This is a genomic window from Agaribacterium haliotis (genome assembly GCF_002312815.1).
In the GTDB taxonomy this organism is placed as follows: Bacteria; Pseudomonadota; Gammaproteobacteria; order Pseudomonadales; family Cellvibrionaceae; genus Agaribacterium; species Agaribacterium haliotis.
In genome coordinates, this window is the sequence record NZ_NKQJ01000012.1 from 25096 (window position 1) to 47277 (window position 22182).

At 43.8% G+C, this 22182-nt stretch carries 21 protein-coding genes and 2 pseudogenes; 8 read left to right on the forward strand and 15 right to left on the reverse strand.

Annotated elements, in window-relative coordinates:
- Positions 1–198: 198 nt before the first annotated feature.
- Together CFK45_RS14130 and CFK45_RS14135 are read right to left on the reverse strand one after the other, a co-directional pair.
- Complete coding sequence (locus CFK45_RS14130) at positions 199–1893, reverse strand: FAD-binding oxidoreductase (RefSeq protein ID WP_096087211.1); 1695 nt, start codon at positions 1891–1893, stop codon at positions 199–201.
- Between the two features lie 256 nt (positions 1894–2149).
- The gene (locus tag CFK45_RS14135; RefSeq protein ID WP_095500515.1) at positions 2150–2770 is read right to left on the reverse strand and encodes a glutathione S-transferase family protein; all 621 of its coding nucleotides are present in this window, start codon (positions 2768–2770) and stop codon (positions 2150–2152) included.
- A gap of 138 nt (positions 2771–2908) precedes the next feature.
- Here CFK45_RS14135 and CFK45_RS14140 point away from each other — a divergent pair, with 138 nt between their 5' ends.
- Complete coding sequence (locus CFK45_RS14140; RefSeq protein ID WP_095500514.1) at positions 2909–3793, forward strand: LysR family transcriptional regulator; 885 nt, start codon at positions 2909–2911, stop codon at positions 3791–3793.
- Between the two features lie 156 nt (positions 3794–3949).
- Here the strand turns inward: CFK45_RS14140 and CFK45_RS14145 are convergent, their stop codons facing one another.
- The 3 genes from CFK45_RS14145 to CFK45_RS14155 are packed head-to-tail and all read right to left on the reverse strand — an operon-like array spanning position 3950 to position 5308.
- Positions 3950–4345 carry a DoxX family protein gene (locus tag CFK45_RS14145; RefSeq protein WP_095500513.1) on the reverse strand — a complete coding sequence of 132 codons (396 nt, stop codon included), beginning with the start codon at positions 4343–4345 and terminating at the stop codon, positions 3950–3952.
- A complete protein-coding gene (locus CFK45_RS14150) occupies positions 4338–4778 on the reverse strand; it encodes a nuclear transport factor 2 family protein (RefSeq protein ID WP_095500512.1) in 441 nt (146 codons plus the stop codon). The genes CFK45_RS14145 and CFK45_RS14150 overlap by 8 nt, the downstream gene beginning before the upstream one ends.
- Positions 4778–5308: a peroxiredoxin-like family protein gene (locus CFK45_RS14155; RefSeq protein ID WP_095500511.1), complete on the reverse strand. Its 531-nt coding sequence runs from the start codon at positions 5306–5308 to the stop codon at positions 4778–4780. Before CFK45_RS14155 ends, CFK45_RS14150 begins: the two co-directional genes overlap by 1 nt.
- Positions 5309–5506: 198 nt before the next feature.
- On the opposite strand from CFK45_RS14155, the gene CFK45_RS14160 reads away from it, so the two are divergent.
- Complete coding sequence (locus tag CFK45_RS14160) at positions 5507–6109, forward strand: TetR/AcrR family transcriptional regulator (RefSeq protein ID WP_095500510.1); 603 nt, start codon at positions 5507–5509, stop codon at positions 6107–6109.
- A 98-nt stretch (positions 6110–6207) separates the two neighbouring features.
- Here the strand turns inward: CFK45_RS14160 and CFK45_RS14165 are convergent, their stop codons facing one another.
- The 10 genes and pseudogenes from CFK45_RS14165 to grxC form a co-directional block, all read right to left on the reverse strand.
- On the reverse strand, positions 6208–6888 hold the full coding sequence (locus tag CFK45_RS14165; RefSeq protein ID WP_095500509.1) for an NAD(P)H-binding protein: 681 nt from the start codon (positions 6886–6888) through the stop codon (positions 6208–6210).
- Positions 6889–6985: 97 nt separating this feature from the next.
- On the reverse strand, positions 6986–7912 hold the full coding sequence (locus CFK45_RS14170; protein ID WP_095500508.1) for a helix-turn-helix domain-containing protein: 927 nt from the start codon (positions 7910–7912) through the stop codon (positions 6986–6988).
- Between the two features lie 6 nt (positions 7913–7918).
- Positions 7919–8770: an SDR family oxidoreductase gene (locus tag CFK45_RS14175; RefSeq protein ID WP_095500507.1), complete on the reverse strand. Its 852-nt coding sequence runs from the start codon at positions 8768–8770 to the stop codon at positions 7919–7921.
- A gap of 532 nt (positions 8771–9302) precedes the next feature.
- Positions 9303–9737 (reverse strand): annotated as a pseudogene (locus CFK45_RS18750) (transposase); the annotation flags it as partial.
- Positions 9738–10109: 372 nt separating this feature from the next.
- A pseudogene (locus CFK45_RS14185) lies at positions 10110–11093 on the reverse strand (IS5 family transposase).
- A gap of 611 nt (positions 11094–11704) precedes the next feature.
- Positions 11705–12283 carry a DsbA family protein gene (locus CFK45_RS14195; RefSeq protein ID WP_096087103.1) on the reverse strand — a complete coding sequence of 193 codons (579 nt, stop codon included), beginning with the start codon at positions 12281–12283 and terminating at the stop codon, positions 11705–11707.
- A 36-nt stretch (positions 12284–12319) separates the two neighbouring features.
- The gene (locus CFK45_RS14200) at positions 12320–13528 is read right to left on the reverse strand and encodes a bifunctional alpha/beta hydrolase/OsmC family protein (protein ID WP_096087104.1); all 1209 of its coding nucleotides are present in this window, start codon (positions 13526–13528) and stop codon (positions 12320–12322) included.
- 42 nt (positions 13529–13570) lie between these two features.
- The gene (gorA, locus tag CFK45_RS14205) at positions 13571–14935 is read right to left on the reverse strand and encodes a glutathione-disulfide reductase (RefSeq protein WP_096087105.1); all 1365 of its coding nucleotides are present in this window, start codon (positions 14933–14935) and stop codon (positions 13571–13573) included.
- 115 nt (positions 14936–15050) lie between these two features.
- Positions 15051–15557: a YkgB family protein gene (locus CFK45_RS14210; protein ID WP_096087106.1), complete on the reverse strand. Its 507-nt coding sequence runs from the start codon at positions 15555–15557 to the stop codon at positions 15051–15053.
- A 65-nt stretch (positions 15558–15622) separates the two neighbouring features.
- On the reverse strand, positions 15623–15901 hold the full coding sequence (gene grxC, locus CFK45_RS14215) for a glutaredoxin 3 (protein WP_096087107.1): 279 nt from the start codon (positions 15899–15901) through the stop codon (positions 15623–15625).
- A 194-nt stretch (positions 15902–16095) separates the two neighbouring features.
- Here grxC and CFK45_RS14220 point away from each other — a divergent pair, with 194 nt between their 5' ends.
- The 6 genes from CFK45_RS14220 (at position 16096) to CFK45_RS14250 (ending at position 22173) form a co-directional block, all read left to right on the forward strand.
- Positions 16096–16944 carry an AraC family transcriptional regulator gene (locus tag CFK45_RS14220; protein ID WP_096087108.1) on the forward strand — a complete coding sequence of 283 codons (849 nt, stop codon included), beginning with the start codon at positions 16096–16098 and terminating at the stop codon, positions 16942–16944.
- A 23-nt stretch (positions 16945–16967) separates the two neighbouring features.
- On the forward strand, positions 16968–17216 hold the full coding sequence (locus CFK45_RS14225; protein WP_096087109.1) for a Rho-binding antiterminator: 249 nt from the start codon (positions 16968–16970) through the stop codon (positions 17214–17216).
- Between the two features lie 1096 nt (positions 17217–18312).
- Positions 18313–19224 (forward strand): 2-dehydro-3-deoxygalactonokinase, encoded by a 912-nt coding sequence (locus CFK45_RS14235; RefSeq protein ID WP_096087111.1) that lies wholly within the window; start codon positions 18313–18315, stop codon positions 19222–19224.
- Positions 19221–19859, forward strand: a complete 639-nt coding sequence (locus CFK45_RS14240; protein ID WP_096087112.1) for a 2-dehydro-3-deoxy-6-phosphogalactonate aldolase — start codon at positions 19221–19223, stop codon at positions 19857–19859. Before CFK45_RS14235 ends, CFK45_RS14240 begins: the two co-directional genes overlap by 4 nt.
- A 100-nt stretch (positions 19860–19959) precedes the next feature.
- Positions 19960–20958, forward strand: a complete 999-nt coding sequence (locus CFK45_RS14245; RefSeq protein WP_096087113.1) for an NAD-dependent epimerase — start codon at positions 19960–19962, stop codon at positions 20956–20958.
- Between the two features lie 177 nt (positions 20959–21135).
- Complete coding sequence (locus CFK45_RS14250; protein WP_158224714.1) at positions 21136–22173, forward strand: acyltransferase family protein; 1038 nt, start codon at positions 21136–21138, stop codon at positions 22171–22173.
- Positions 22174–22182: the final 9 nt, after the last annotated feature.

The window sequence follows — 22182 nt, forward strand, 5'->3', positions numbered from 1 at the left end:
TATAGCTAATGTGGTAACGAGCCATCACTTCGTAAGATGTTAGAAAAGGGGTTACCTGGTGCGCTACTGCTGTCATCTGCATTCTCCTGAAAATCAATGTAAAGCTATCATCGCCTGATTCATCACTTGTTGATGGTCAGAAAGATGCATGATTTGTTCAGAAGATCAGCATGTATAAAAGCAATTGTAATTATTAAACTAGAACTCAAAACTCTCAGTATGAACCTGTCCAGCAGGAACGCCTATTGAGACCAAGTATTCTGTCATATCTCTCATAAATTGTGTTGGTCCACATACATATGCTTGCTGGCTAGCAGTATTTGGCACCATTTTTTTCAAAGCCCCTTTTGTTAAACGACCCTCTTTACTGCTGATCACATGGATGTATTGGAAGTGGGGATACTGTTTTGAACGTCGAAGCAGCTCTGATTGACTAATAAGATCTTTTTCATATCTTTCTATGTGAATCATGGTTATGTCGGTTTGGTCTTGCAACGAAAAGGCTCCAATCCCTCGAATCATTGCTAGGTTAGGTGTAATACCAATACCTGCACTCAATAGCAATAAGTGCTTAGGCACTGTAGGCTTTTGCGTATTTTCATCAACGGACACCGCAGTCATCTCACCTTGAATACCAAGTAACTTGACCTCCATCCCAACTTCTGCATAGTCATGTAGCCAATTTGTTACCAATCCATTTGGCATACGTTTTACGGTAATATCTAATGTGTTATCACCGTTAATACTATTGGGTGTTTCCGAAAGCGTCCAAGTGCGAACTTCGATAGCCTCACCACCGGGAATATTATTAAACTCAAAAGTTGCATATTGTCCCGGAAGAAATGAGATACGTCTCGGTATCACAAAACGAAACGTTTTAACATTTTCGGTTTCGTCAACGATTTTAGCCAAGGTTGCCACTTGTGGGTATTCACTTTCAGTGTCGACGTTTCCTGTACCTGACACTACAGGATTGTATGGCGAATAATCTAAACGCTTCCAACGATGATTGGTTATCTCATTCATTCGAACCAAATTTGTAATGTGAAAAACTATTTTTCTTGAAGCTCCCTCGTAACAGCCATCGTGCTCCCAGTCGACCGTTGCACGACCAGTCATTTGAATAATGCTGCCAGACTCAAAATCAACGAGTGTCACCCCAGCTCTATCATAAGATTCCAGATTGCCAGAGGTGAAAAACGTTCCATTCCCTCTATACTCTGGCCACTCTATTGTGGAGGGCGATATGACTCGAATAAAACCAGGTTTGCCTCCTCTATGATTGCAGTCAGCACCTATGCCTGGTGCGTAAGTACCTATCCATAAGGTATCCATTTTTCGGACAAATGTTTGATCATCCTCTGTAAGCCTTGTACGAGTTTCAGCCCTAGCATTTTTGTTTAACGAAGGCGTGCCGTCTGAAGCTGGAATTATATCTCGACGATTAATGTACTTAGGACAATTAGGTGTGTATTCAGTAACTTGCAAAGAAACACTATGTTTACCGTTGTCTCCTCCTGCAATAGTATATCCGTTAATTCGGTGCCTAATTCTTCGGTTTAGATCTATACCTAGCAAGGACAATGGCGTACCAGGCTCTATAAAATTAAGCATGTCTAAATTTGGAATACAGTCTCTAGAGATAGCTATTTCCTTTTCTGATATAGCTGCCAAATCACCTGATTGGCCAAATAAAGGAGTTACCCATACAGACTCATTTTTCAAATCAACACTGGCGAGCGCGGCAAATGACTGAGCAGCTAAAAACACGTCATGACCAGAAGCAAAACTAAGGGCACTATGCTTACCCACCGCAAGTTCAGCAGCGACACCTCTGGTTCCCGCTTTATCTTGAGCGGCTAGTTCTCCAGGATGATAAGATGAATCAGACATAAAACCTCTTGTGTCTTCCGTTAGTTTATTGGCGTGCTTCATAGTTTTTAAATTAATAGGAATCTTTGCGGCGCTGCTCCTATTATTATCAATCATGAAATGGAAATTGATTCAAAATCAGGTAGTGGCACTTAAGTAAGTGAGTGTCACTACCTGCTGACTAAATCTCTCAATGGCCCTTCGCTTAACTACTCTAACTTATTCAGCTCTTGTATTAGCTGTCTTATCTTAACGACTCTAACGCCAAACACTCATGCTAGGCATAAAGCCCAACAGCGGTGCGAGGCATCGCTTTGAAACCATCAAGATTCTCAATATTGCTTAGCAGGCGTAGTATATTCGGGTACTTGTCTAGCGAAATGTTTCCTTCAGGTGCATGAGCCACGTATGAATAGACGGCGATATCTGCAATAGTTGGTCTACCATCAACCAAAAAGTCTTTGGTTCCAATTAGAGTATTGAGTTTGGTCAGTGCCTTTTCAGCAATAACTTGGCAAAAATGAGCATCCAATGGCGCATTAAAAACTGTAATCAGACGGGCAGCAGCTGGGCCAAAAGCTATCTCACCAGCAGCTAGTGTTAAATACTTTTGCACTTCTGCTTCTAGCACTGGGTCTGAAGGAAAAAAGTCTGGAGCATATCGACGAGCCAAGTAAACAAGAATGGCATTTGAATCGCTGATGACAACCTCGCCGTCCTCAATGACTGGAACTTGCCCTAAAGGGTTTAGCCTTAAAAATGGCTCCTTTTTGTGCTCACCAGATGGAAGATCAACATGAATAATTTCGTGTTTAATACGGGCAATGCTTGCAAATAATTCCACGCGGTGTGCGTGCCCCGACAATGGAAAACTGTGAATACGAATGCCATTTGACATTGTGGACTCCTAAGCTGATTTGTTTGTGTATGAAATGAGTATATAAGGTTTTAAGTAGGATATAATCTACCTATTCATACAAAGATAATGTACATTTTATAGATAATGGCGACTTTGAGATTCAGAAGGGAAAGTTATATGGACACTATTGAAGCAATGCGTGTATTTGTTAATGTGGCGCGCCATACATCCTTTACTCAAGGGGCAAAGCAATCGAACCTGAGTACTAAGCTAGCAAGTAAGTATGTCCGACAACTTGAAAGCAGACTGGATGCACAACTTTTTTATCGAACTACACGCAGCGTGACATTAACTGAAACAGGGCGCGCTTACTATGAGCGTTGCTTACCTATGCTAGAACAGTTTGATGAACTAGAAGACTTGATACAGCACCGCCAAAAAGAGCTTTCTGGGTCGATTCGATTGACAGCATCTACGGGGTTTGGAAGCAAAGAATTGATAGAGCCGTTGCTCGCTTTCCAAAAGCAGCACAAAGAAGTAAGAGTTGAATTACTCTTATCAGATAGTCATATTGCCGTAGTGGAAAAGGGCGTCGATATTGCGATAAGATTTGGTAAACTACAAGACTCGAATTTAATAGCGCGTAAACTAAAGGATATGCGGGTAGTATTTTTTGCTTCTCCAGATTATCTGAGTTTAAATGGCCGTCCCTCACATCCTAGAGAGCTAATTCATCATAACTGCCTTCTTTTTCGCAGCTCCAATGATTCGAAAAATTGGCACTTTAATATCGATGGCCAAATCGTCTCTTACCCAGTATCCGGAACTTTTAATACAGACTCTCCGCGGGCAATTACCAATATGTCTATTGGTGCTTTAGGCATTGGAATTGGACCGTATTACGCCGTAGAACATCATGTCAAATCGGGTGAGCTAGAATTGCTATTCGAAGATATGGAGGTGGAACCAATGGGATTATATGTTGTATATCCTGAAAACCGACATTTAACAGCAAGAGTTAGAGCCCTAGTGGATCATCTTGTATCTTGGTTTAAAAAGTAATAGGTTTATTCTTGCTTGTCATGATTCTCCACGTAAGTGATTGTGCTCACTTAAATATTTACCCCAAACTTCTAGTGCAAATCATCAAACGCAATAGCTTGAAGAAGAAAAATGCAGCCCCTACTTAAGTAAGAAAGCTACATTCCCAGAGCTATTTTAATTTGTCCAGCGTCCAAAGAAATTCTTACTCGGCCGACCTCTCACTTGATTCCCTAATAAGTAAGATATTGGCATTACAATTAGGCCAACCAAAGCATGACCGTAGAAATCCCCGTAAATAATATGCCCAACCAATGCTAAAATCATATTTAGGAAATAGGCAGCGTAGACCATATCTCTAAGATCATTATATCTATGACTCACAATGACCAAAACAGCAATTATTTTCAACCAAGCGAGGGGATAAACAAGATATGTTGGGTAACCGAACGCTTCAAAATAGCCAGCTTGAGTATCGTGAATAATGTGGTAAGACCCTGCGGCCCAACTTAATAGAAATAAAATGATTCCGGTTGAAACCCAATAGGCAATTTTCTGTATTTTACTAGACATGCGTATTCTCGCTTTTATTGTTGCTTTCTGTGTTATAAGTTGTTTCAGGAAAGAGAAAGATGACTTCCCTAATGACTTGCCATCTGCCTGCTGATTTTTGAAGATCTATGCTTAGATGAAGTTTCATGGGCGTACCTGATAAATCATTCTTACGAGACAATAAAACATGTGCTGAGTCATTTTTCACATCAATTTTGTGAAGCTCAGACCATGTGTTCATTGGTGGGTCTCCAGCATCTCTTTTTTTCGAAAATAAGGAAGTAAAGATCTCTTTATTTGCAATTTGCAATTCTCCCGTCATGCCAAGCATGTAAACTTGTAAGTCGTTGTGATAGATCTCCTCAAGCGTTTCTACGTCATAATTGGTCGCTGTATTTATAAGATTGTCTATAACCGCTTTGATTTCTAATTCACTTGCAGTATAAGAACTCATTATAAAGTTCCTCTTATTGGGTAGTTATTTTCTGGATTTCGAACAAAATTTATCCCCATCAAAATGGTTTTAAAATCTGGGCGAGTGAAAGGCGTATTTGAAATATCAATAACCTGTATTTTTCCTTCTTCATTCATAATGAAAAGGCCGGGCTCAGCAAATGCTCTGTCGGATTCTTGGGGTGAACGAGGTTCAGAGATGTATAGCCCTAGCTTCCTCATCTGTTCAAGTTTCAGGTCGTAACCCACAGTAAAAGAAGGGTTAACTTTGTTGATTTGCTCCTGTGCTCGTTCTAGAGAGTCAGCAGAAACCGCAATGATATCAACCCCCGCCGCGTCAAACGCAGCTGTATAATCATTAAGTGTCTTTAAATAATCGGTACAAATGGGACAATGCTTGCCTCTATATACAACAACCATTTTCCATCGCTCATCACCTGATAGAGAAAAAAGATCTACACTTCCTCCTTCAATAGTTGGGACTGTAATAGTTGGCGCAACTGTACCCGCTTTTAACTTGATATCTGTCATTTTTAAACCCTTCGTGTTTTGTATCGATCGATATATAACCATAAAAAGTAACGCATCTCAATAGTATTGTATCATTCGATACAAAACTTTTTATAAGGTATTGTTTTTTATGCATTTTAAATTTTTAATTCAATTCTACATTTAAACTGAATGATATGTTACTATGAGTAAAATTAGTAAGAGATAAATAGAAGATTAATGAAAGAAAAAAGAACAGGGCGACCTAGAGAGTTTGACAGGGACGAAGCTCTATCTGCTGCCATGCATGTTTTTTGGAAACAAGGTTATGACGGTGCCTCCATGAAAGATCTGACAGCGGCAATGAATATCAGCGGCCCAAGTCTTTATGGGGTGTTTGGCGATAAGCGTCAGCTTTTCATGGAGGCTATTGATTTCTATGCCAACCGAAAAGCATGCAAACCTTTAGAAGTGTTTGAGACAGAACCTGATATTGAAACTGCAGTACGAAAATTCTTTTATGAGGTAGTAGAATATAGCACAATGAGTATTAGTGGTGCCAAAGGTTGCTTTCTAAGCTCATGTGTTGCAACGGTTTCTGGAGAACTGGTAGGAGTAGAGGCGTTGCTTAAGCGTGCTATTTTTGACACAGACGAAAGGCTAGCAAGGCGCTTCGAACTAGAAAAAGCCAGAGGAGTTTTGCCTGATACCTTTCCTTCAAAAATTAGAGCTAGGCTAATGTTTGATTTGAGACAAGGTCTGGTTTTTCGTGCGCGCGCTGGAATAGAACCAAAATATCTACTAGCCGATATCGAAAGTAACGTGGGAATTATATTAGGGTAGCCTGAAATTTTTTGGCTACTCAATTACGGTGCAAAAGTATATCTGTATTTATAATTTTCATAACAGCTTTTTTTATTTTCATCATCTTTGATATAGAATTACTGTAGTGAGATAAATTCATCGTATTGGAGGTGTTCGACACCACTTTTGACCTGTAAAATATTGTTGGCAATGGCATTGCCTAATAGTTCTACTTTTATTCCTCTATATTTACGACGCTTTCCTTGAAAAATAAAGTCAAGTTTTGGCCAAACGAAGAGGGTTAAGGCTTGAGTATAACCATATCTATTTTGAGGTGTTAAAATCATGGATGGCTCAAAAACGCTCAATCTTTCAAAACCCAACCGAACCAACTCATCCACCAACTCTCCTTTTGTTCGAAGATAAAAATTTCGCGAATGTTTACTAACTCCAACAGAAGAGAGTAGTTGAAAATGCTTTACCCCCTTAGACTTGCAAGCTTTTGCAAATGCTAAAACAGCTGTTTTATCAATTTTAATAAAGTCAGCTTTTGATAATTTTGAAGGTTCACCAACCCCAAGTGTGCAAATTGCCGTAGTATAGCCTTTGATATAAGCGGCATAAGTGTTGGTGTTATGAATATCTATGACTTTGGACTGGACATTTGCCATAGTTTTTTCAAAATTAATTGTTCTTCTCCCCAATGCCAACACATCCGTTACTTCAGAAAATCCTAAAACACGATTAAAAACAACTGAACCCACAGCACCAGTCGCTCCCAAAAAAATAACGCTTTGTTTGTTTGTTAAGGCATTCATTTTAATACTACTTCATTGAAAATGAATTTAAATGTACTCATTACGGATTACCCAGATATAGCTACACAATAAAGATAGAACGACAACTCTGAAAAAATTAATGTCTAAACCGCATAGATTCACGAAACTGTTTAGGTGTTTTCCCTGTTTTACTTTTAAATATGCGGGTAAAGTAACCAGCATCTTCATACCCTAGTTCATACGCCACTTCGCTTATGCTTTGGTTGCTTGCCAGTAATAAGCTTTTTGCTTTATTAATCAGGTAGTTTTGAATACATGCTTTCGCACTTTGCCCCGTCTGCTCTTTTAACGCATCTGTTAAATAACGCGCAGACACTTGCATTTGCCTACAAAGATGCTGTAAATCAGGCAATTCAACGTATTGGTTTTTATTTGAATAATGTACATCTAGCAAGCTTACTAAGCGACTGTGCCAATCACCTTGTAGTTCACTGCGCTGGATAAACTGACGCCGATAAAAACGCTGGCAGTAATGCATAAACGCCATAATTTGCGATAAAATAATAGCGCGACTGGTATTGTCGTAGCCTCCTTGTAGCTCATGTTCTAATGCATTAAACAACTGCTGCAATATAGCTTGTTCAGACGGTGAGACATGCAAAGCTTCATTGACTTGATAATGAAAAAAGCCACATTCATTAAGTAACAACTCTAGAGGATGCCCTCGTACATAATCTGGATGTAACATTAAGACATAGGCATCACCCTCAATCGTCACATCATAAGTGGACATTGCTTGATTAGGTGCCATAGCTATTAAGGTGCCGGTTTGACAATCATACTCAGTGCGCCCATAGAATAACTGCCCCTTGATAACCCGCTTTAAAGCAAGATAATAAAAACCTCCCGATAGCTGCACTCCTTTATCAAAACTAGGAGTGCGCTTAGATAATTGCAGCGCACTTAGTTTCATCACAGCTACGAGTGGATGATTAGACGCAGCAAACCCAGCCGAGGTTAAATAATCACTAATATGTTCAAAGTGTAAAACTGAGTTTGTCACTCTAATTTACCCAAATGTTTGTTGTACTAATGCCAATTGCTTTAACCCACTTGGATCTGCTTGGGTTTTTAGCGCTGTAAATTGTTCCCCCCAGGCAGATGTGCGTATACGTAGTGGTAGCTGCTCTTTTAACGCCGTTGTTATCACTACTTCCGCCACTTGCTCAGGGCTTTGATACAAGTCTCCTCGTTCAGAGCCCGCACCGCTTGCCAAAAAAGCATCAAAAACAGGTTTGTACTCATCGCTAGGCATTTCACCATTTGATTGCAATTGAGCAATGACGTTATTCGCAAATTCTGTGGCAATACCGCCAGGTTCAACACAACAAAATTGAATACCAAAACTAGGTGTTATATAACTAGCCAAAGCTTCTGTGTACCCTTCCACAGCGAATTTTGCTGCACAATAAATATCACTAAATGGTTGTCCAACTAAACCACCAACTGAACCGATATTAATAATTTTCCCCTGCTTTGCGCGACGCATATGTGGTAACACTGCTTTAGTGCAACGAACTACACCATGAAAGTTAACATCCATTACCCAATTAATTTCTGCCTCAGTCGCATGTTCAGTTGTGCGAACACACCCCGCTCCTGCATTGTTTATGAGTAAATCAATGTGACCATGCTTAGCAATGATGTGCTCAACACTTTCGGTGATGGTCTCATTATTTTGCACGTCAAGCGCTAGTACATTTAGGGTCACACCTGCGTCTTTGGCAGCATCTAATAATGCTTGCGATTTGGAGACATTACGCATTGTTGCGTAAACCTCATAACCTTGTTGCGCGAGCTGAACACTAAGCGCAATACCTAAACCTGTAGATGTGCCTGTTACTAATGCGATTGGTTTCATTGTATTCTCCTATTAAGTTTATGAAAGTATAATAAAGAAAATGAATCTTCACGACATCACACAAAAAGACATAAAAGTAGCACGAAATCCCGTTTTTTCCTTTTAGTTAGCGCCGTTATGCAAGACAAATGAACAGACGATTGGCATTTATGTTTAATATTTGCATATAAAGTCAAAACTATAGACCACCTAACATCAAAACGTTAAACACAATAAACTAGAAATAATCGCGAACGCCTTACCATCATTTCTCGATTTTCGGCATAAAAAATATAGGTAAGTATTGGTAAAAAACCAGTAACCACAAGGCCTAGAGCCAGATTTGTGTCATGGAAATTTCGCCAATGGCCTCAAAAACGGAATTTGTACTCAAGTTTGTACACACTTTCCGAGGTTACGCTTGAACATCATTGAAAAGCAAAGAAACGAGAAAAAGACAAAAAGCCTTTAAATTCAGTACGTAGGGATGTGATTGTGGTGTGCAATGAAAGGTGGTTTTAAGCGTTGAAAGGCTGGGCGGCATCAGGACTGACTATTCCCGCGCAGACCGTATCATCTGCTCCACTCGCAGTAGATTTCCAAGAGCAAACAACACAGCGAGCTTGTTGTCATTTTTACACAGACCTTTGCAGAACCCGAACTGACATTTCAAAATTCTAAACGGATGCTCGACTTTTGCTCTGATATTCGCCTTTAAGTATTCTCTTCTGATTGTCTGCTTATTTTTACAAGGGCGCTTCTTCCAAACGCGTATCTTGCTAGGCATCTCAGTCACTAACCAATCGACTTTATTATTTTTGTTTCTAAACGCTTTTCTGCGCCTCGGTAGCCCGAGTCTGCCGATACAAATGCTTCATTAACATGAAGGAGCTTTGGCAGTTGGTTTAGATAGTTAGCATTGGCAGGCAGGCCTTGTGGTGAAGCTGAGCACCAGACCTCGTTTTGCATCCACACCGATATGAGCTTTTGTCGGGTAAGGACAGTGTGTTGCCACACCATCGCTCCTAAGAACCGTACTTGATAGTCTCTCCTCATACGGCTCAAGCCTTTCAACAACCTAAGTATCACCGCCTCGAAAAACATATTTAACTAAATGGCAGTTACACAGAATATGTTACAGACTCCAAAATTACCGTCCCAGTGAAAATTTTCAATCAACTATCAAATTCCTTCGGGACATACATGATTCAAATTTTCGAAGCGCAATCTTGGGATAAATAAATTTTTGACGATTATTTGATCGACATATCGCAAAAATTTCCCACATGCGGGTCATTCTCTCTCAATTTCAAGCCAACAACCCTTTCAATCTCGTAATATTGTAGGCCGCTGCCTTAAATCAGAAAATCCAGGCAGTCTTCGCCCGGCCCACATGGCGTAATTTGCGCATCAAGCCAAAGCATTCTTCAATCCGCTTTCGTTTTAACTGGCTGATCCGATAGCCCCACGTATTTGTCGTCCTGCCATCAATTGCACTTCGGACAGACTTCTGTGCAACATGGTGTGTGATCGATAACCCCCTGCATCCGTCTACAAACTCGCCCGTATCGTAGCCCCGATCAGCGCCGACGGTCATGCCTGGGCGTGTTCCCTGCGCAGCCAGCATGGTCCTGCCTGCATCCCATTCTTGCCGTGTTCCCGCTTCAGAAACCTCGGCCTCCACGATCAATCCATTGCGATTTTCTGTCAGCAGATGCCCCATGTGGCACACGCGGGATTCCTTGCCGTCGCTTTTTCTGAACAGCTTGGTATCAGCATCCGTAGTGGAAGCGTGAGTCTTGTTGCTGCGCTTTGACTATGGAAATTTCTCCATCATCATCGTGATCATCAGCACTTTCTTTGGGCTTAAAGGACTTCATGGATGCACTGACTTTCAGCAGAGTACCATCCACTGAAAAATGGTCGCGGGACGTGAGCTGCTTGGCATACGCCTGCTTCTTAATGGCCGAAAAGAACAGCTCATCGATACTGCCTGACATAAACGATCACGATTTTTAGAGAATACCGAATGATTCCAGGCGCGATCATCCATACCCAGACCTACAAACCAACGGAACATCAAATCGTAGTCGAGCCGCTCAACCAGCTGTCGCTCTGATCGAATGGTGAAGAATATTTGGAGTAACATTACCCGTATGAGCTGCTCGGGTGGAATGGATGGCCTGCCAACCGAAGAGTACATATCATCGAAGGCTGGCTCGATCTCTGCCAATGCCGCATCAACGATTTTGCGCACTTTACGGATTGGATGGGTCTCTGGAATCCGAGACTCCTGGCTCACATAGCTGAAAAGCTCACCCTGATTAATCGAATCGCCGCGCATTATCTTTGGCCCAAATTGGAAACTACGCTATTGTCGCACTTTTAGGTTTTTTCAACAGCCTGGTAGATACGCTATTCCTTGCGTTGCCCTTTGCCTGGAAGGGTCCACTGGCTCAGTATGCGGGGCGTATTCACCGAGAGTCGGATGGTAAAGACCGTGTTACCATATACGATTATGTCGATTGCTCGCTCCCTATATTGCAACGAATGTTCAACAAACGGGAGAAAAGCTATAAGACAATGAGATATCAAATTTCGTTGAATGGTGAAGTGCCCGAGCAAGACCAATTGTCAACCGAGTTTCTGCTAGCTTCTAACAAATCAAACTCCGAAGCTCCTGCGTAAGCACAAACCCTCACGAGCTTACTCAAGCTATTGATGGACTGATTCAATTGCTATTGCGGGAACCGAACCGGCGTCCTAAGCCTCCACCATATTGTAAATAGCCCTAATGAACCCTCACCGGCCATTAGGGCTTTTTATTGACCTGCAACTTTACTATCAAGAATTTAGGGCTGATACGGGCAATTGCATACTCACCAACCTTCAAACAGCTTCAAACAACACTCCTTCCCAAGCAACTAAATTCATACGCAATAGTTCAGGCTTGATCTACAAGCTGAGCAATGGATCAATCAATTCCTTCCAATTGTCTAATGTAGAGCTGTGGTCAACAGACACCTTATCGCCATTATTAACAAAGAAGGTGGGTGTCGCCCAGACGGATTTAGTAGCTGCATATCGTATGGGGGTTCGGGCATCGATGTAAATATCGTGAGAGACCATTTTTTTTAGGAATGCGTCTCGATTTACGTCTGAATGCGCCTGAGCCAGATCGGCCACGAATTGCCGTAAGTCATCATGGGTTTTGTGCAAGAATGGCGCGTTATAAAACTGCTCTTGCCGCTCGTACACATAAGTAGCGAAGTCGTAAAACTTGCGGGCGTCACCGTCTGCGAGGGCAAATAATCCTAAGCTTACATCCCAAGCCTGCCGATGGTTGCTCAGCGTTATCAAATGCACCCTCAAGCTCACCGGTTTGTCTTGATAGTGCTCCATAACTGCCAATAAAGTAGGCCAGGCTTGACGAGAATGCGGGCACTGAATGTCGATAAACGCATCTAACGTGATGGCGGCTGCTGGGTCACCGAGTAAATATCCACTCGGGCGATTAGGAATTGGAATGGCCATGCTTATAATTCTCCTTCTTTGTTGTTCTGGTGCGTGCTAACGTTCGCCTAGTTTAGTGTTTACCACTAAATGCTCATGCAAGGTTTTATGTACAGGGCATTTGTCGGCAATCTCTAGTAGCTTTTCACGCTGCTCATTATCTAAATCGCCTTCCAAGGTGATTTCGCGATTCAAATAGTCGATTTGCTGCGGGGCTTCATCACACTGCTGACAGTCTTTATTGTAGCTTCGCTCATGATACAAATTGATCCCTATGTTTTCTAATGGCCACTTCTTTCTATTTGCATACATCCGAATGGTCATCGATGTGCACGTACCCAACGCCGCAAGCAAGTGCTCATAAGGGTCTGGCCCTGAGTTATTGCCTCCGACGGTCGTCGGCTCATCTGCTAGCCAGTGATGACTGTCACTGTACACATTCTGAGCGAATTTATGGTCTTTCTCTTCAACATAAACATGGCCTTTGTGGACGTCTTTGGAGACGCGTTCTTCCGTGGGCAATTCGATATATCGGCTAGCCCATGCCGCAATGGTGGTGGCAATATAGTCGGCATCGCCCTTATTGGATACCAAATGATCCGCATTATCTAAGCTTACAAAGCTCTTAGGGTGCTTGGCATCTTTGTAGATTTTTTCTGCCTCGGCGATGTTAACGGTACTATCCATCGGTGAGTGCATCACCAACAAGGCTTTTTTAAGACTGCCAATCTTGGATTCTGATTGAGCGACATCATCAATAAACTGCTTTTTGATCACAAACTTTCTAAAGCCCAATGTTACTTCGGCCTGACCTTCTTGGTTGATCGTGTCGACATCTGCGGCAAAGTTGTGAACAACGTGCTGAGCTTCATGCGGGGCACCTATCGTCGCAATTGCTTTGACTTCAGGTAGTTGATGGGCGACAGATAAGACCGCAGCCCCTCCCAAGCTATGGCCAATCAATAAGCTCGGGGCGCGGTAATTCAGCTTCAGAAAGTCCGCTGCTGCTTTTAGGTCCTCTACATTGGATGAGTAGTTGGTGTTAGAAAAATCACCGTCACTGTTCCCCAGGCCGGTAAAATCAAAGCGTAATACGGCAATGCCTTTTTCAGTCAGGGCTCTCGCTATTCTGGAGGCCGCCGCGATGTCTTTGCCGCATGTAAAGCAGTGCGCAAATAGTGCGTAATTGGAGACATTTTGATCAGGAGACTCCAGCATGCCTCGCAAGGTGACACCGTTGCTAACGAATTCAACTTTGTTTTTCATTTTCTTGTGCCCTTGAAACCTGTAGTTTTAAACCAAGTAGTTTTAAACCGAGTAGCTAATATCCCTGAGTGTGACAAACTCTTCAGCCATTGTCGGGTGGATGCCAATAGTGGCGTCAAATTGATCTTTGGTAAGGCCCGCTTTTACCGCGACGGCAAAACCTTGAATAACTTCGCCCGCACCCGGCCCAACCATGTGCATGCCGAGCACCTTCTGTGTGCCTTTGTCGACAAGCATACGCATCAATACACGTTCATCACTACCAGATAGGGTGTGCTTGAGGTGTTTAAATTCTGATTGGTAGACATCGACTGCCACGCCCTTCGCCTTCAATGCTTCTTCAGACAAACCTACCGTTCCAATATTGGGTTGGCAAAAAATGGCGGTAGGAATATTGTCGTAGCTAATGGTGCGCGTGCCATCGCCATACTGCTGGTTAACAAAGACCATGGCTTGCGCCGTGGCAACAGGCGTCAACTCCGGTGTTCCAATCACATCGCCTAAGGCATAAATGGATGGGATTGAAGTTTGGAATTGCTCATTGGTTTCGATAGTGGCGTTATTTCGAGTCATCAGCCCCACTTTTTCGATGCCTAAATCGTTGGTTAGTGAGCGTCTACCCGTGGCATACATCACCTGGCCTGCCACTATGCTTTGACCATTATCTAGTGAGCAACTCAATGAACCGTCAGACTGCCTGTCGATTTTCGTAATATTGGTAGAATAGTGAATGTTGACGCCTTTTTTTTGCATTTCCTTTGCAGCAAATTGCGCGGTAGGCTGGTCGAAGTTCTTTAAGAGTTTATCGCCACGATAAATCAAGTGCGTTTCAACACCTAAGCCATTCATAATGCCTGCAAACTCAACAGCAATATAGCCACCACCGACAATCACAATCTTTTTGGGAAGTTCAGGTAAATAGAACACTTGATCTGAGCTGATCACATGCTCTGAACCAGGGAACTCAGGCACACTTGGCGTCGCACCGACGGTCACCAGTATTTTTTGGGCCGTGATGGTTTTACCATCTACCTCAATACTATTTGCAGAGGTTAATCGTGCACGACCCCAAACGATAGTCACGCCTGCATTTTCTAACAAGTTTTGATAGATGCCGTTAAGCCTTTCGATCTCTTTATTTTTACGTTGTAGTAACGTAGACCAATTGAAACGATGCTCACCTAATTCCCAACCAAACCCAGCAGCATCTACAAATTCCTCTGACCAATGTGATGCATACACGAACAGTTTTTTAGGGACACAACCCACATTAACACAAGTACCGCCTAGGTATTTTTCTTCGGCAATGGCTACCTTGGCACCAGCCGACGCGGCCATTCTCGCTGCGCGTACGCCACCTGATCCGGCGCCTATCACGAATAAGTCATAATCATATTCTTCAGTCATGCTTTACTCACTTATGGTTATTTCCAGTTATTTACGCGCTTTAGGAAGCGTGTTTTCCTATAGCTGAGTTAAACAAGGCACTATCGCTAGTGCCTTTCATGGATGGATTAATTGCTTATTTACTGTAGCGAAGTGCTTTTCCTAGTAAGGATATGGCAGCTGCTAGCAAGACAATATCTTTTAAGAGAAACTGACCTGGCACGACGTTCAGTGCCGGAAAGCCACCCAAGCTCGCTTCCCAAACCGGAGCCGTTAGCAAGAAGCTTGATGTCACCGTAAAGGTTGCTATCGCTGCTAAGCTTCCCGCAATAGCAATTTGTCGATGCAAGGGTGCTAATAAGATGGCCGCAGCCGTTACCAGCTCAACTGTACCAATTAGGTTGGAAGCTCCTTGAACACTAAATACGTTATACAGCCATGATGTGAGCGGACTTGACGCAACGAGTCCTTGAATCGCGCCGGCTTCATAAGCCGAAAACTTCATGGCACCAATCCATGCCAATACGACCACCACTGAGTAGCGAAGTGCTTGGTCGCCGATTCGAGAGATAGTGAGGTCCAATGAACGTGTTGTTTGTGATAAGTTCTTATCAGTTAAATGTGTTGCAGTATTTGTAGTCATGCGTTTTACCTTCCATTTCAAGTTTAGGGTGTTTAGGGTGTTTAGGGTGTATCAATGTTTACGGGTTAAGCTGCGGTTGAATGTCTTTCTAGAATCCGTGCTAATTCGCCGCTTCTAAAAGCTGTTTGCAGATCGTCATTGCCGCCAATATGCTGTTCATTTATGAATATTTGAGGCACGGTTCTTCGCTTGCTACGCTGCTTCATCTCATGTTCAAGCTGGGCGTTGTTCGTAATATCCAATTCTTCGAAGCGCAGCCCTAGTTTATTAAGCGTTGCTTTCGCCATTTTGCAAAAGGGGCAGTAGCCTTTGCTGTAAACTGTGATCTTATTTGGTTGTTTCATTGTCGTCGTCTATCTCCTGCTGGTGTTCTGATCTGTGTGTTGTTTGTTTCGTCTTGATGTGTTCATTATGGACTTTTGGTAGTTACTAACAATGCACAAAAGTATTGATTTCTTACACAGAACGTCTATTATTTTATTTTTGCTTTATATCTTTGATGTTTTTCGATGTGGCGAACGGCAGGAGATGAAATGTTGTGGAAATTCTCAGTGATATTCTTAAATCATTACGCGTCAGTGGTAGCGTCTACTTTTGTAGTCAGGTAGAAGCGCCTTGGACAAAAGAATTTAATGGCTCGTCAAACGCGGGCTTTCATATGGTCCGACGTGGGCATTGTTGGGCAACAGTCGGTGATAGGACTGAATTGCTAGGCCCTGGTGACTTGATCTTTATCGGGCCAGGCATCGATCATGTGTTGACGAGTGAGCAGCCGATAGGTAAATCTGCGGCTACAAGTGATAGTACACTTTTGTTATGTGGCTATTGCAGTTTTGATGACGATACGCTCACACCTTTGAAAAGTATTTTTCCTCAGCGCACGATTGTGCGTGAAGAAGAACTGCATCAGCACCCGTGGCTAAAAAGCACCTTTGACCAGCTCAGTGCCGAATATATGGCTCAGAATCCTGGAACTGAACTCATTGTGAATAAACTGACCGAAGTGGTTTTGATTGAGTTGATAAGGATTAACTTCGGGCGTCAGGAGAAAAACTCCTTTCTTATGGCACTTGATGACAAGCGTATCTCAAAGGCCTTGGAGCTCATTCATCGATCCCCAGAAGAATCATGGACAATAGAACGATTAGCCAGCCAGGTGGGAATGTCGCGAGCGGCTTTTGCCAAACAGTTTAAAGACCTGGTTGGTGAAACGATGTTTGCCTATCTATCGCAACTGCGTATTCAACGGGCGAAGGAAATGCTCAGGAACACTAAGCTACCTGTTGATGATATTGCACTTAAAATCGGCTATGAATCAGAACGCGCTTTTACAAAGACTTTTGGTAAGTATGTCGGTATGACGCCAAAACAATACCGAAAGCAATAACTATTTTGGACAAGGAAAAATAGATGATTTCATGCCAAGATTATGACTATATTGAGATCGCCTGCACCTATCAATACCCGATTAGATTAACACTAAAATCCAAGGAGGTAATTGATTGTATCGCGAAAGATACTGTTCTCAATAATACTAGAGAGGAATGCATAAAAGTAGAAGTGAAAGATACTGAGCGCTTAGTGATGCTGGATGAGATCGCGGCAATTGAAGCTCAAGTAGATAACCCGCATATCACGAAGATTTCTTTTGCCAAGTGAGCAACCAACAATTAAGACTCCTATTGCGTCAAAGCCTACTGAAACACTGTTTTATCAGTGCCAATTGTCAACCGAGCTTCTGCTAGCTTCTGACAAACAGTGTTCCGAAGCTCCTGCGTAAGCATAGACCCGCATTGGCTTACTAAAGTAATTGGTGGACTAATTCAGTTCCTATTGAGGAAACCAAACCGGCGTCCCGCCCCAGGACGCTAATCGTCATGAATGTACGAATCCATAAAAGCAAAAAGCGTTCTGTCATTGCCCACGTTGGTGATCGTTGCAATGGGTTCAAGCACAGTAAAACGTTGAGCGTAGAGACATGGTTCAAGCACCTTCAAAAATAAACGCTAAAGCAAAAAAATACACCAACAATAAATCCCTTCATTAAATTTTGTAATTTGGTACAGAAGAAAATATTTACCAAAAAAAGAGACTCTTTTTAACGGTAGTACTATTTACGTTAAATCCAGTAAACACAAGGCCTACAGCCAGATTTGTGTCATGGAATTTTCGCCAAAGACCTCTAAAACGGAATTTGTACTCAAGTTTGTACACACTTTCCGAGGTTACGCTTGAACATCATTGAAAAGCAAAGAAACGAGAAAAAGACAAAAAGCCTTTAAATTCAGTACGTAGAGATGTGATTGTGGTGTGCAATGAAAGGTGGTTTTAAGCGTTGAAAGGCTGGGCGGCATCAGGGTGAGAGATAATCGCAAACGTGCGTCGCTTATTGATGTCATTGACAAAGTTACTGTCGGCCATAGCTACCCTGGTTTTCACGTGAGACTTGCGCTCAATACTTGTGTTCTATTGTCGGCGCTTACCAAGATCAAGCTCCGGTTTTATCGAAGCTCAACCGCAAGCAAAAGCAATAAGTGCTACAACAGCAGCGCAAGGGCGCGGTATTCTAACGGATCTTTGCCCTAAAGTGAGCCAAAAGCGCCCACAAAGTAGGCAAAAGACTGGCCGAGAGGCGCAAAAAAACTAGCCTTTCGCTACATCTGCAAGCAAACTAAGCCGCTTTTTGCTAAGTACTGGCCACACAACTACGCCTGATATAAACAAGCCGACACAAACAGACACAATATGAGTAACTATGCCTAGTGAACAGCCTGACAGGCTCATCGTCGATTGGGGTACAAGTAATTTCCGCGCCTTTGCTGTAAACGATGCGGGCCGCGTGCTGAACGACATCGAGCTCGAGCTCGGCCTGCTCAAGGTCGAAAACGGCGCATTTGCCGAAGCCTTGCAAGGCTCACTGCACACCTGGCTCGGCGCGCACTACCAACATTTACCGGTCTACATGGCCGGCATGGTCGGCTCTGCCAAAGGTTGGGTCAATGTCCAGTACGTCGACACCGCCGCCGGCTGCAGCGAATTGGCGCAAAAGGCTCATTGTTTTCAACTGCCTTGGGGGCCTGAGGCGCGGATCATGCCTGGCGTACGCCACAAACAGCAAAGCGATATCTACGATGTAATGCGCGGTGAAGAGGTACAACTGCTGGGCCTCGACGAGCTCTGTCAAAGCCGCGAATTTCACGCCATTTTGCCCGGCACACACAGTAAACACGCGCACATTCGCGGCAACAAAATTCAAACATTCTCCAGTTATTTAAGCGGTGAATTGTTCGCTGTCATCAGCCAGCACATGCTACTTGGCAAAGGTTTAGAGCTGAGCGAACTCGGCCAGCACAACAGCGCGTTTTTTAAGGGGCTTGACGATGGCCTGGCGACCGAGCAACTCAGCAATTGCCTATTTAGAACATGGACCCACCGGCTCTTTAAACAGCTCGATGAAAAAACAGCACCCGACTATTTAAGCGGCATGCTAATTGGCAACGAGCTCAAAACAGCAAAAGCCAAGCACTACTATATTGTTGGCAGCAGCAAGCTCAGCCAGCGCTACCAGCTGGCCTGCAAGCACCGAGGCCTGGACAGCGACATCATCAACGGCAACGACTGCTTTCTAGCCGGCATGCAAAGGCTAATTAAGGAATCACAATCATGACCAGCTTTGATATGAATAAACAGCTGCCACTTATCGCCATTTTGCGCGGCGTTAAAAGCAGCGAAGTGCTCGATGTGGCCAAGATCTTAATTGATGAAGGTTTCACAATGATCGAGGTGCCGCTAAACAGCCCCGATGCGCTCAGCTCGATTCGCCTGCTTGTCGAGCACTTCGGCGATGACTACCTAGTTGGTGCAGGCACCGTCACAAATTCAGAGCAAGCAGACGCAGTTATCGCTACCGGTGCCAAACTCATCGTCACGCCCAATTATAATGAGGCCGTTGTCAAACACGCCCGCAGCGCCGCCTGTGTGTGCCTACCCGGTGTGGTGACACCAACAGAAGCGTTTGCCGCGCTGGCGGCCGGCGCCAGCGGGCTGAAACTCTTTCCGATTAGCCAGATCGGCGTTGAGGGTTTTAAAGCACTAAAATCGGTGCTTCCCAGTTCAACGCTGTGCCTGCCTGTTGGCGGCATCAATCCGACGCCAGAAAGCATGAAGCTTTATATGGATATCGGCGCCGCCGGCTTTGGTCTCGGAAGTGCTTTGTATCGAGCGGGCATGAGCCTTGAGCAAATACAAAACAACGCCCGCAGCTTCGTAAGCGTATTTAACGCCATCAAGGCGGCAAAATAAGTCGTACTAAAACCAACACAAGCGCTGGTTATCAGCAGCATATAGAAAAACATGCCTGTTATTATGGCAACCGCGAATAGACAAACTTAGATAGAGCGATATGAAATACCTTGTCACCGGCGCAGCCGGCTTTATTGGTGCTGCGACCTGCCAGCGCCTACTCGACAGCGAGCACGAAGTTGTTGGCCTCGACAACTTAAACAGCTACTACCTACCGCGTCTAAAGCAGTATCGCCTAGATAAATTACAAAATCAGAGCAACTTTCGCGAAGCGCGTATAGACCTCGCCGATCGCGCAGCCATGCAGGCTTTGTTTGCCAAAGAAAAGTTCCAGCGTGTCATCCACTTAGGTGCACAAGCTGGCGTGCGCTACTCCATCGAAGCGCCTTTTGACTACGTCGACAGCAACCTTGTTGGCACAATGAGCATACTTGAAGGCTGTCGCCACCACGACGTTGAGCACCTGGTGTACGCCTCGTCGAGCTCTGTGTACGGCATGAACCCCAAGATCCCCTTTAGTGAAAGCGATGCCGTCGACCACCCGGTATCCCTGTACGCGGCGACAAAAAAATCCAATGAACTGATGGCGCATTCGTACTCCAATCTCTACAACATCGCCACAACCGGCCTGCGCTTTTTCACCGTCTACGGCCCCGCCGGCAGGCCCGACATGGCGCCGTGGCTATTCACCGAAGCGATCTTAAACAACAAACCGATCAAGGTATTTAATCAGGGAAAAATGCAGCGCGACTTCACCTACATCGACGACATCGTCGAAGGCATCGTGCGCATTCAAGATGTAATTCCCAAGGCCAATGCTCAAGACCCACTTAACAACCCGGCAACAAGCACCGCGCCCTATCGGCTTTACAATATCGGCAACAACAACCCGATAGAATTAGCCACTTTTATTGACGCCATTGAGCAGGCCTGCGGCAAAAAAGCCGAAAAAATTCTGCTGCCCATGCAAGCCGGCGACGTACAGCGCACCTATGCCGATATAGACGCCCTCGTCAGTGCTACAGGCCATCAACCGAGTGTCGATATTTACCAAGGCATAGAAAAATTTGTTGCCTGGTATAAGGCCTTTCACAAGTAAAACAGTGACAAACCAATTAGACAACAGACAACAATAAATACACTGGCAAGATAAAACCCTAAACAATGCACTCATAGTATGGCAAAATCACTCTTAAATGAGCTTGAGAGCCGAGTTTATTAGGCTTCCTCAAGCTCATCTATGCACCGATTTGCCAACTGTAATGAGTACATTTGCATGATTTATTCGGTTCAGTACATGCGAGCCATCGCCGCCTTTCTTGTTGTAGTCCATCACGCCGCATTAAAAGGGAAACAATATGGCGACGCCCCCCTATCGTGGTTTCATATCGGCGGTGTCGGGGTAGATCTTTTTTTTATTATCTCGGGCTACATTATGTGCCACACAGTAGCCCAAAAGCGAATTAGCCCAATCAGCTTTATACAAGCGCGCATTAGGCGAATCATTCCCATTTACTGGTTACTTACCAGCTTTGCACTTGTTATTTATTTCATTATGCCAGACAAAGTAAATAGTTCTGGCGGTAGCACAAACATACTCGCTTCGTACTTGCTCTTCCCAACTGAAGATAAATATCTTATTAACAACGGCTGGACCTTGAGTTTTGAATTCTTTTTTTATTTTATTTTTTGCACTTGCCTAAGCCTTGTACCGCCCAAACGCTATTTGTTTCCGGCGCTTATTTTAGTTGCTCTGGCCGGCCTCGGATTAATAAGCGCATCGAAAAACGAAGTGCTAGCGTTTATCACCAGCCCCTTCTTGCTTGAATTTGCTTTTGGTATTTTTGCCTATTTAAGCCTCGCCAATGCATCAATCAAGCACCGGGCACTTGGCGTTAGCCTTATTTTCTTCGCCTGCACCATGATAATTTTGGTCAACCAAAATCACGATTATCTGCCCAGGGTCGCAGCTTACGGGCTACCGGCCCTGCTTTTCTTTGTCGGCATGCTGTCGCTTGAACCTGTTTTTCAGAAACACAGGGAGCAATCAGCCTGGAAAATACTTAAAGCTTGCGGCGACTCTTCTTATTCCCTGTACCTATTCCACCCCTTCGCTTTGGTTATATGCTCAATTATTCTGAGTAAATTCGGGCTTGCCGAGCACGGTTATGTATTTATCGCAGCTTTAACCGGTTTATCAGTAGTGTCTGGGCACTTGTGCTATGTATTGCTCGAACAGCCAATGGCAAAAGCCATTAAAGCCATGCATCACGCCCCTAAAACAGATAGGAGGGCTTTCTTCAGCAAAATATAAAAGCTCCAG

Bases quoted from the DNA above. Each gene is read 5' to 3' on its own strand.
- gorA (WP_096087105.1), bottom strand. From the start codon at position 14,935: ATGACTGAAGAATATGATTATGACTTATTCGTGATAGGCGCCGGATCA.
- CFK45_RS14165 (WP_095500509.1), bottom strand. From the start codon at position 6,888: ATGAATGCCTTAACAAACAAACAAAGCGTTATTTTTTTGGGAGCGACT.
- CFK45_RS14195 (WP_096087103.1), bottom strand. From the start codon at position 12,283: ATGGCCATTCCAATTCCTAATCGCCCGAGTGGATATTTACTCGGTGAC.
- CFK45_RS14210 (WP_096087106.1), bottom strand. From the start codon at position 15,557: ATGACTACAAATACTGCAACACATTTAACTGATAAGAACTTATCACAA.
- CFK45_RS14240 (WP_096087112.1), top strand. From the start codon at position 19,221: ATGACCAGCTTTGATATGAATAAACAGCTGCCACTTATCGCCATTTTG.
- CFK45_RS14250 (WP_158224714.1), top strand. From the start codon at position 21,136: ATGATTTATTCGGTTCAGTACATGCGAGCCATCGCCGCCTTTCTTGTT.
- CFK45_RS14225 (WP_096087109.1), top strand. From the start codon at position 16,968: ATGATTTCATGCCAAGATTATGACTATATTGAGATCGCCTGCACCTAT.
- grxC (WP_096087107.1), bottom strand. From the start codon at position 15,901: ATGAAACAACCAAATAAGATCACAGTTTACAGCAAAGGCTACTGCCCC.
- CFK45_RS14155 (WP_095500511.1), bottom strand. From the start codon at position 5,308: ATGACAGATATCAAGTTAAAAGCGGGTACAGTTGCGCCAACTATTACA.
- CFK45_RS14160 (WP_095500510.1), top strand. From the start codon at position 5,507: ATGAAAGAAAAAAGAACAGGGCGACCTAGAGAGTTTGACAGGGACGAA.
- CFK45_RS14200 (WP_096087104.1), bottom strand. From the start codon at position 13,528: ATGAAAAACAAAGTTGAATTCGTTAGCAACGGTGTCACCTTGCGAGGC.
- CFK45_RS14235 (WP_096087111.1), top strand. From the start codon at position 18,313: ATGCCTAGTGAACAGCCTGACAGGCTCATCGTCGATTGGGGTACAAGT.
- CFK45_RS14145 (WP_095500513.1), bottom strand. From the start codon at position 4,345: ATGTCTAGTAAAATACAGAAAATTGCCTATTGGGTTTCAACCGGAATC.
- CFK45_RS14135 (WP_095500515.1), bottom strand. From the start codon at position 2,770: ATGTCAAATGGCATTCGTATTCACAGTTTTCCATTGTCGGGGCACGCA.
- CFK45_RS14140 (WP_095500514.1), top strand. From the start codon at position 2,909: ATGGACACTATTGAAGCAATGCGTGTATTTGTTAATGTGGCGCGCCAT.
- CFK45_RS14175 (WP_095500507.1), bottom strand. From the start codon at position 8,770: ATGAAACCAATCGCATTAGTAACAGGCACATCTACAGGTTTAGGTATT.
- CFK45_RS14150 (WP_095500512.1), bottom strand. From the start codon at position 4,778: ATGAGTTCTTATACTGCAAGTGAATTAGAAATCAAAGCGGTTATAGAC.
- CFK45_RS14245 (WP_096087113.1), top strand. From the start codon at position 19,960: ATGAAATACCTTGTCACCGGCGCAGCCGGCTTTATTGGTGCTGCGACC.
- CFK45_RS14130 (WP_096087211.1), bottom strand. From the start codon at position 1,893: ATGTCTGATTCATCTTATCATCCTGGAGAACTAGCCGCTCAAGATAAA.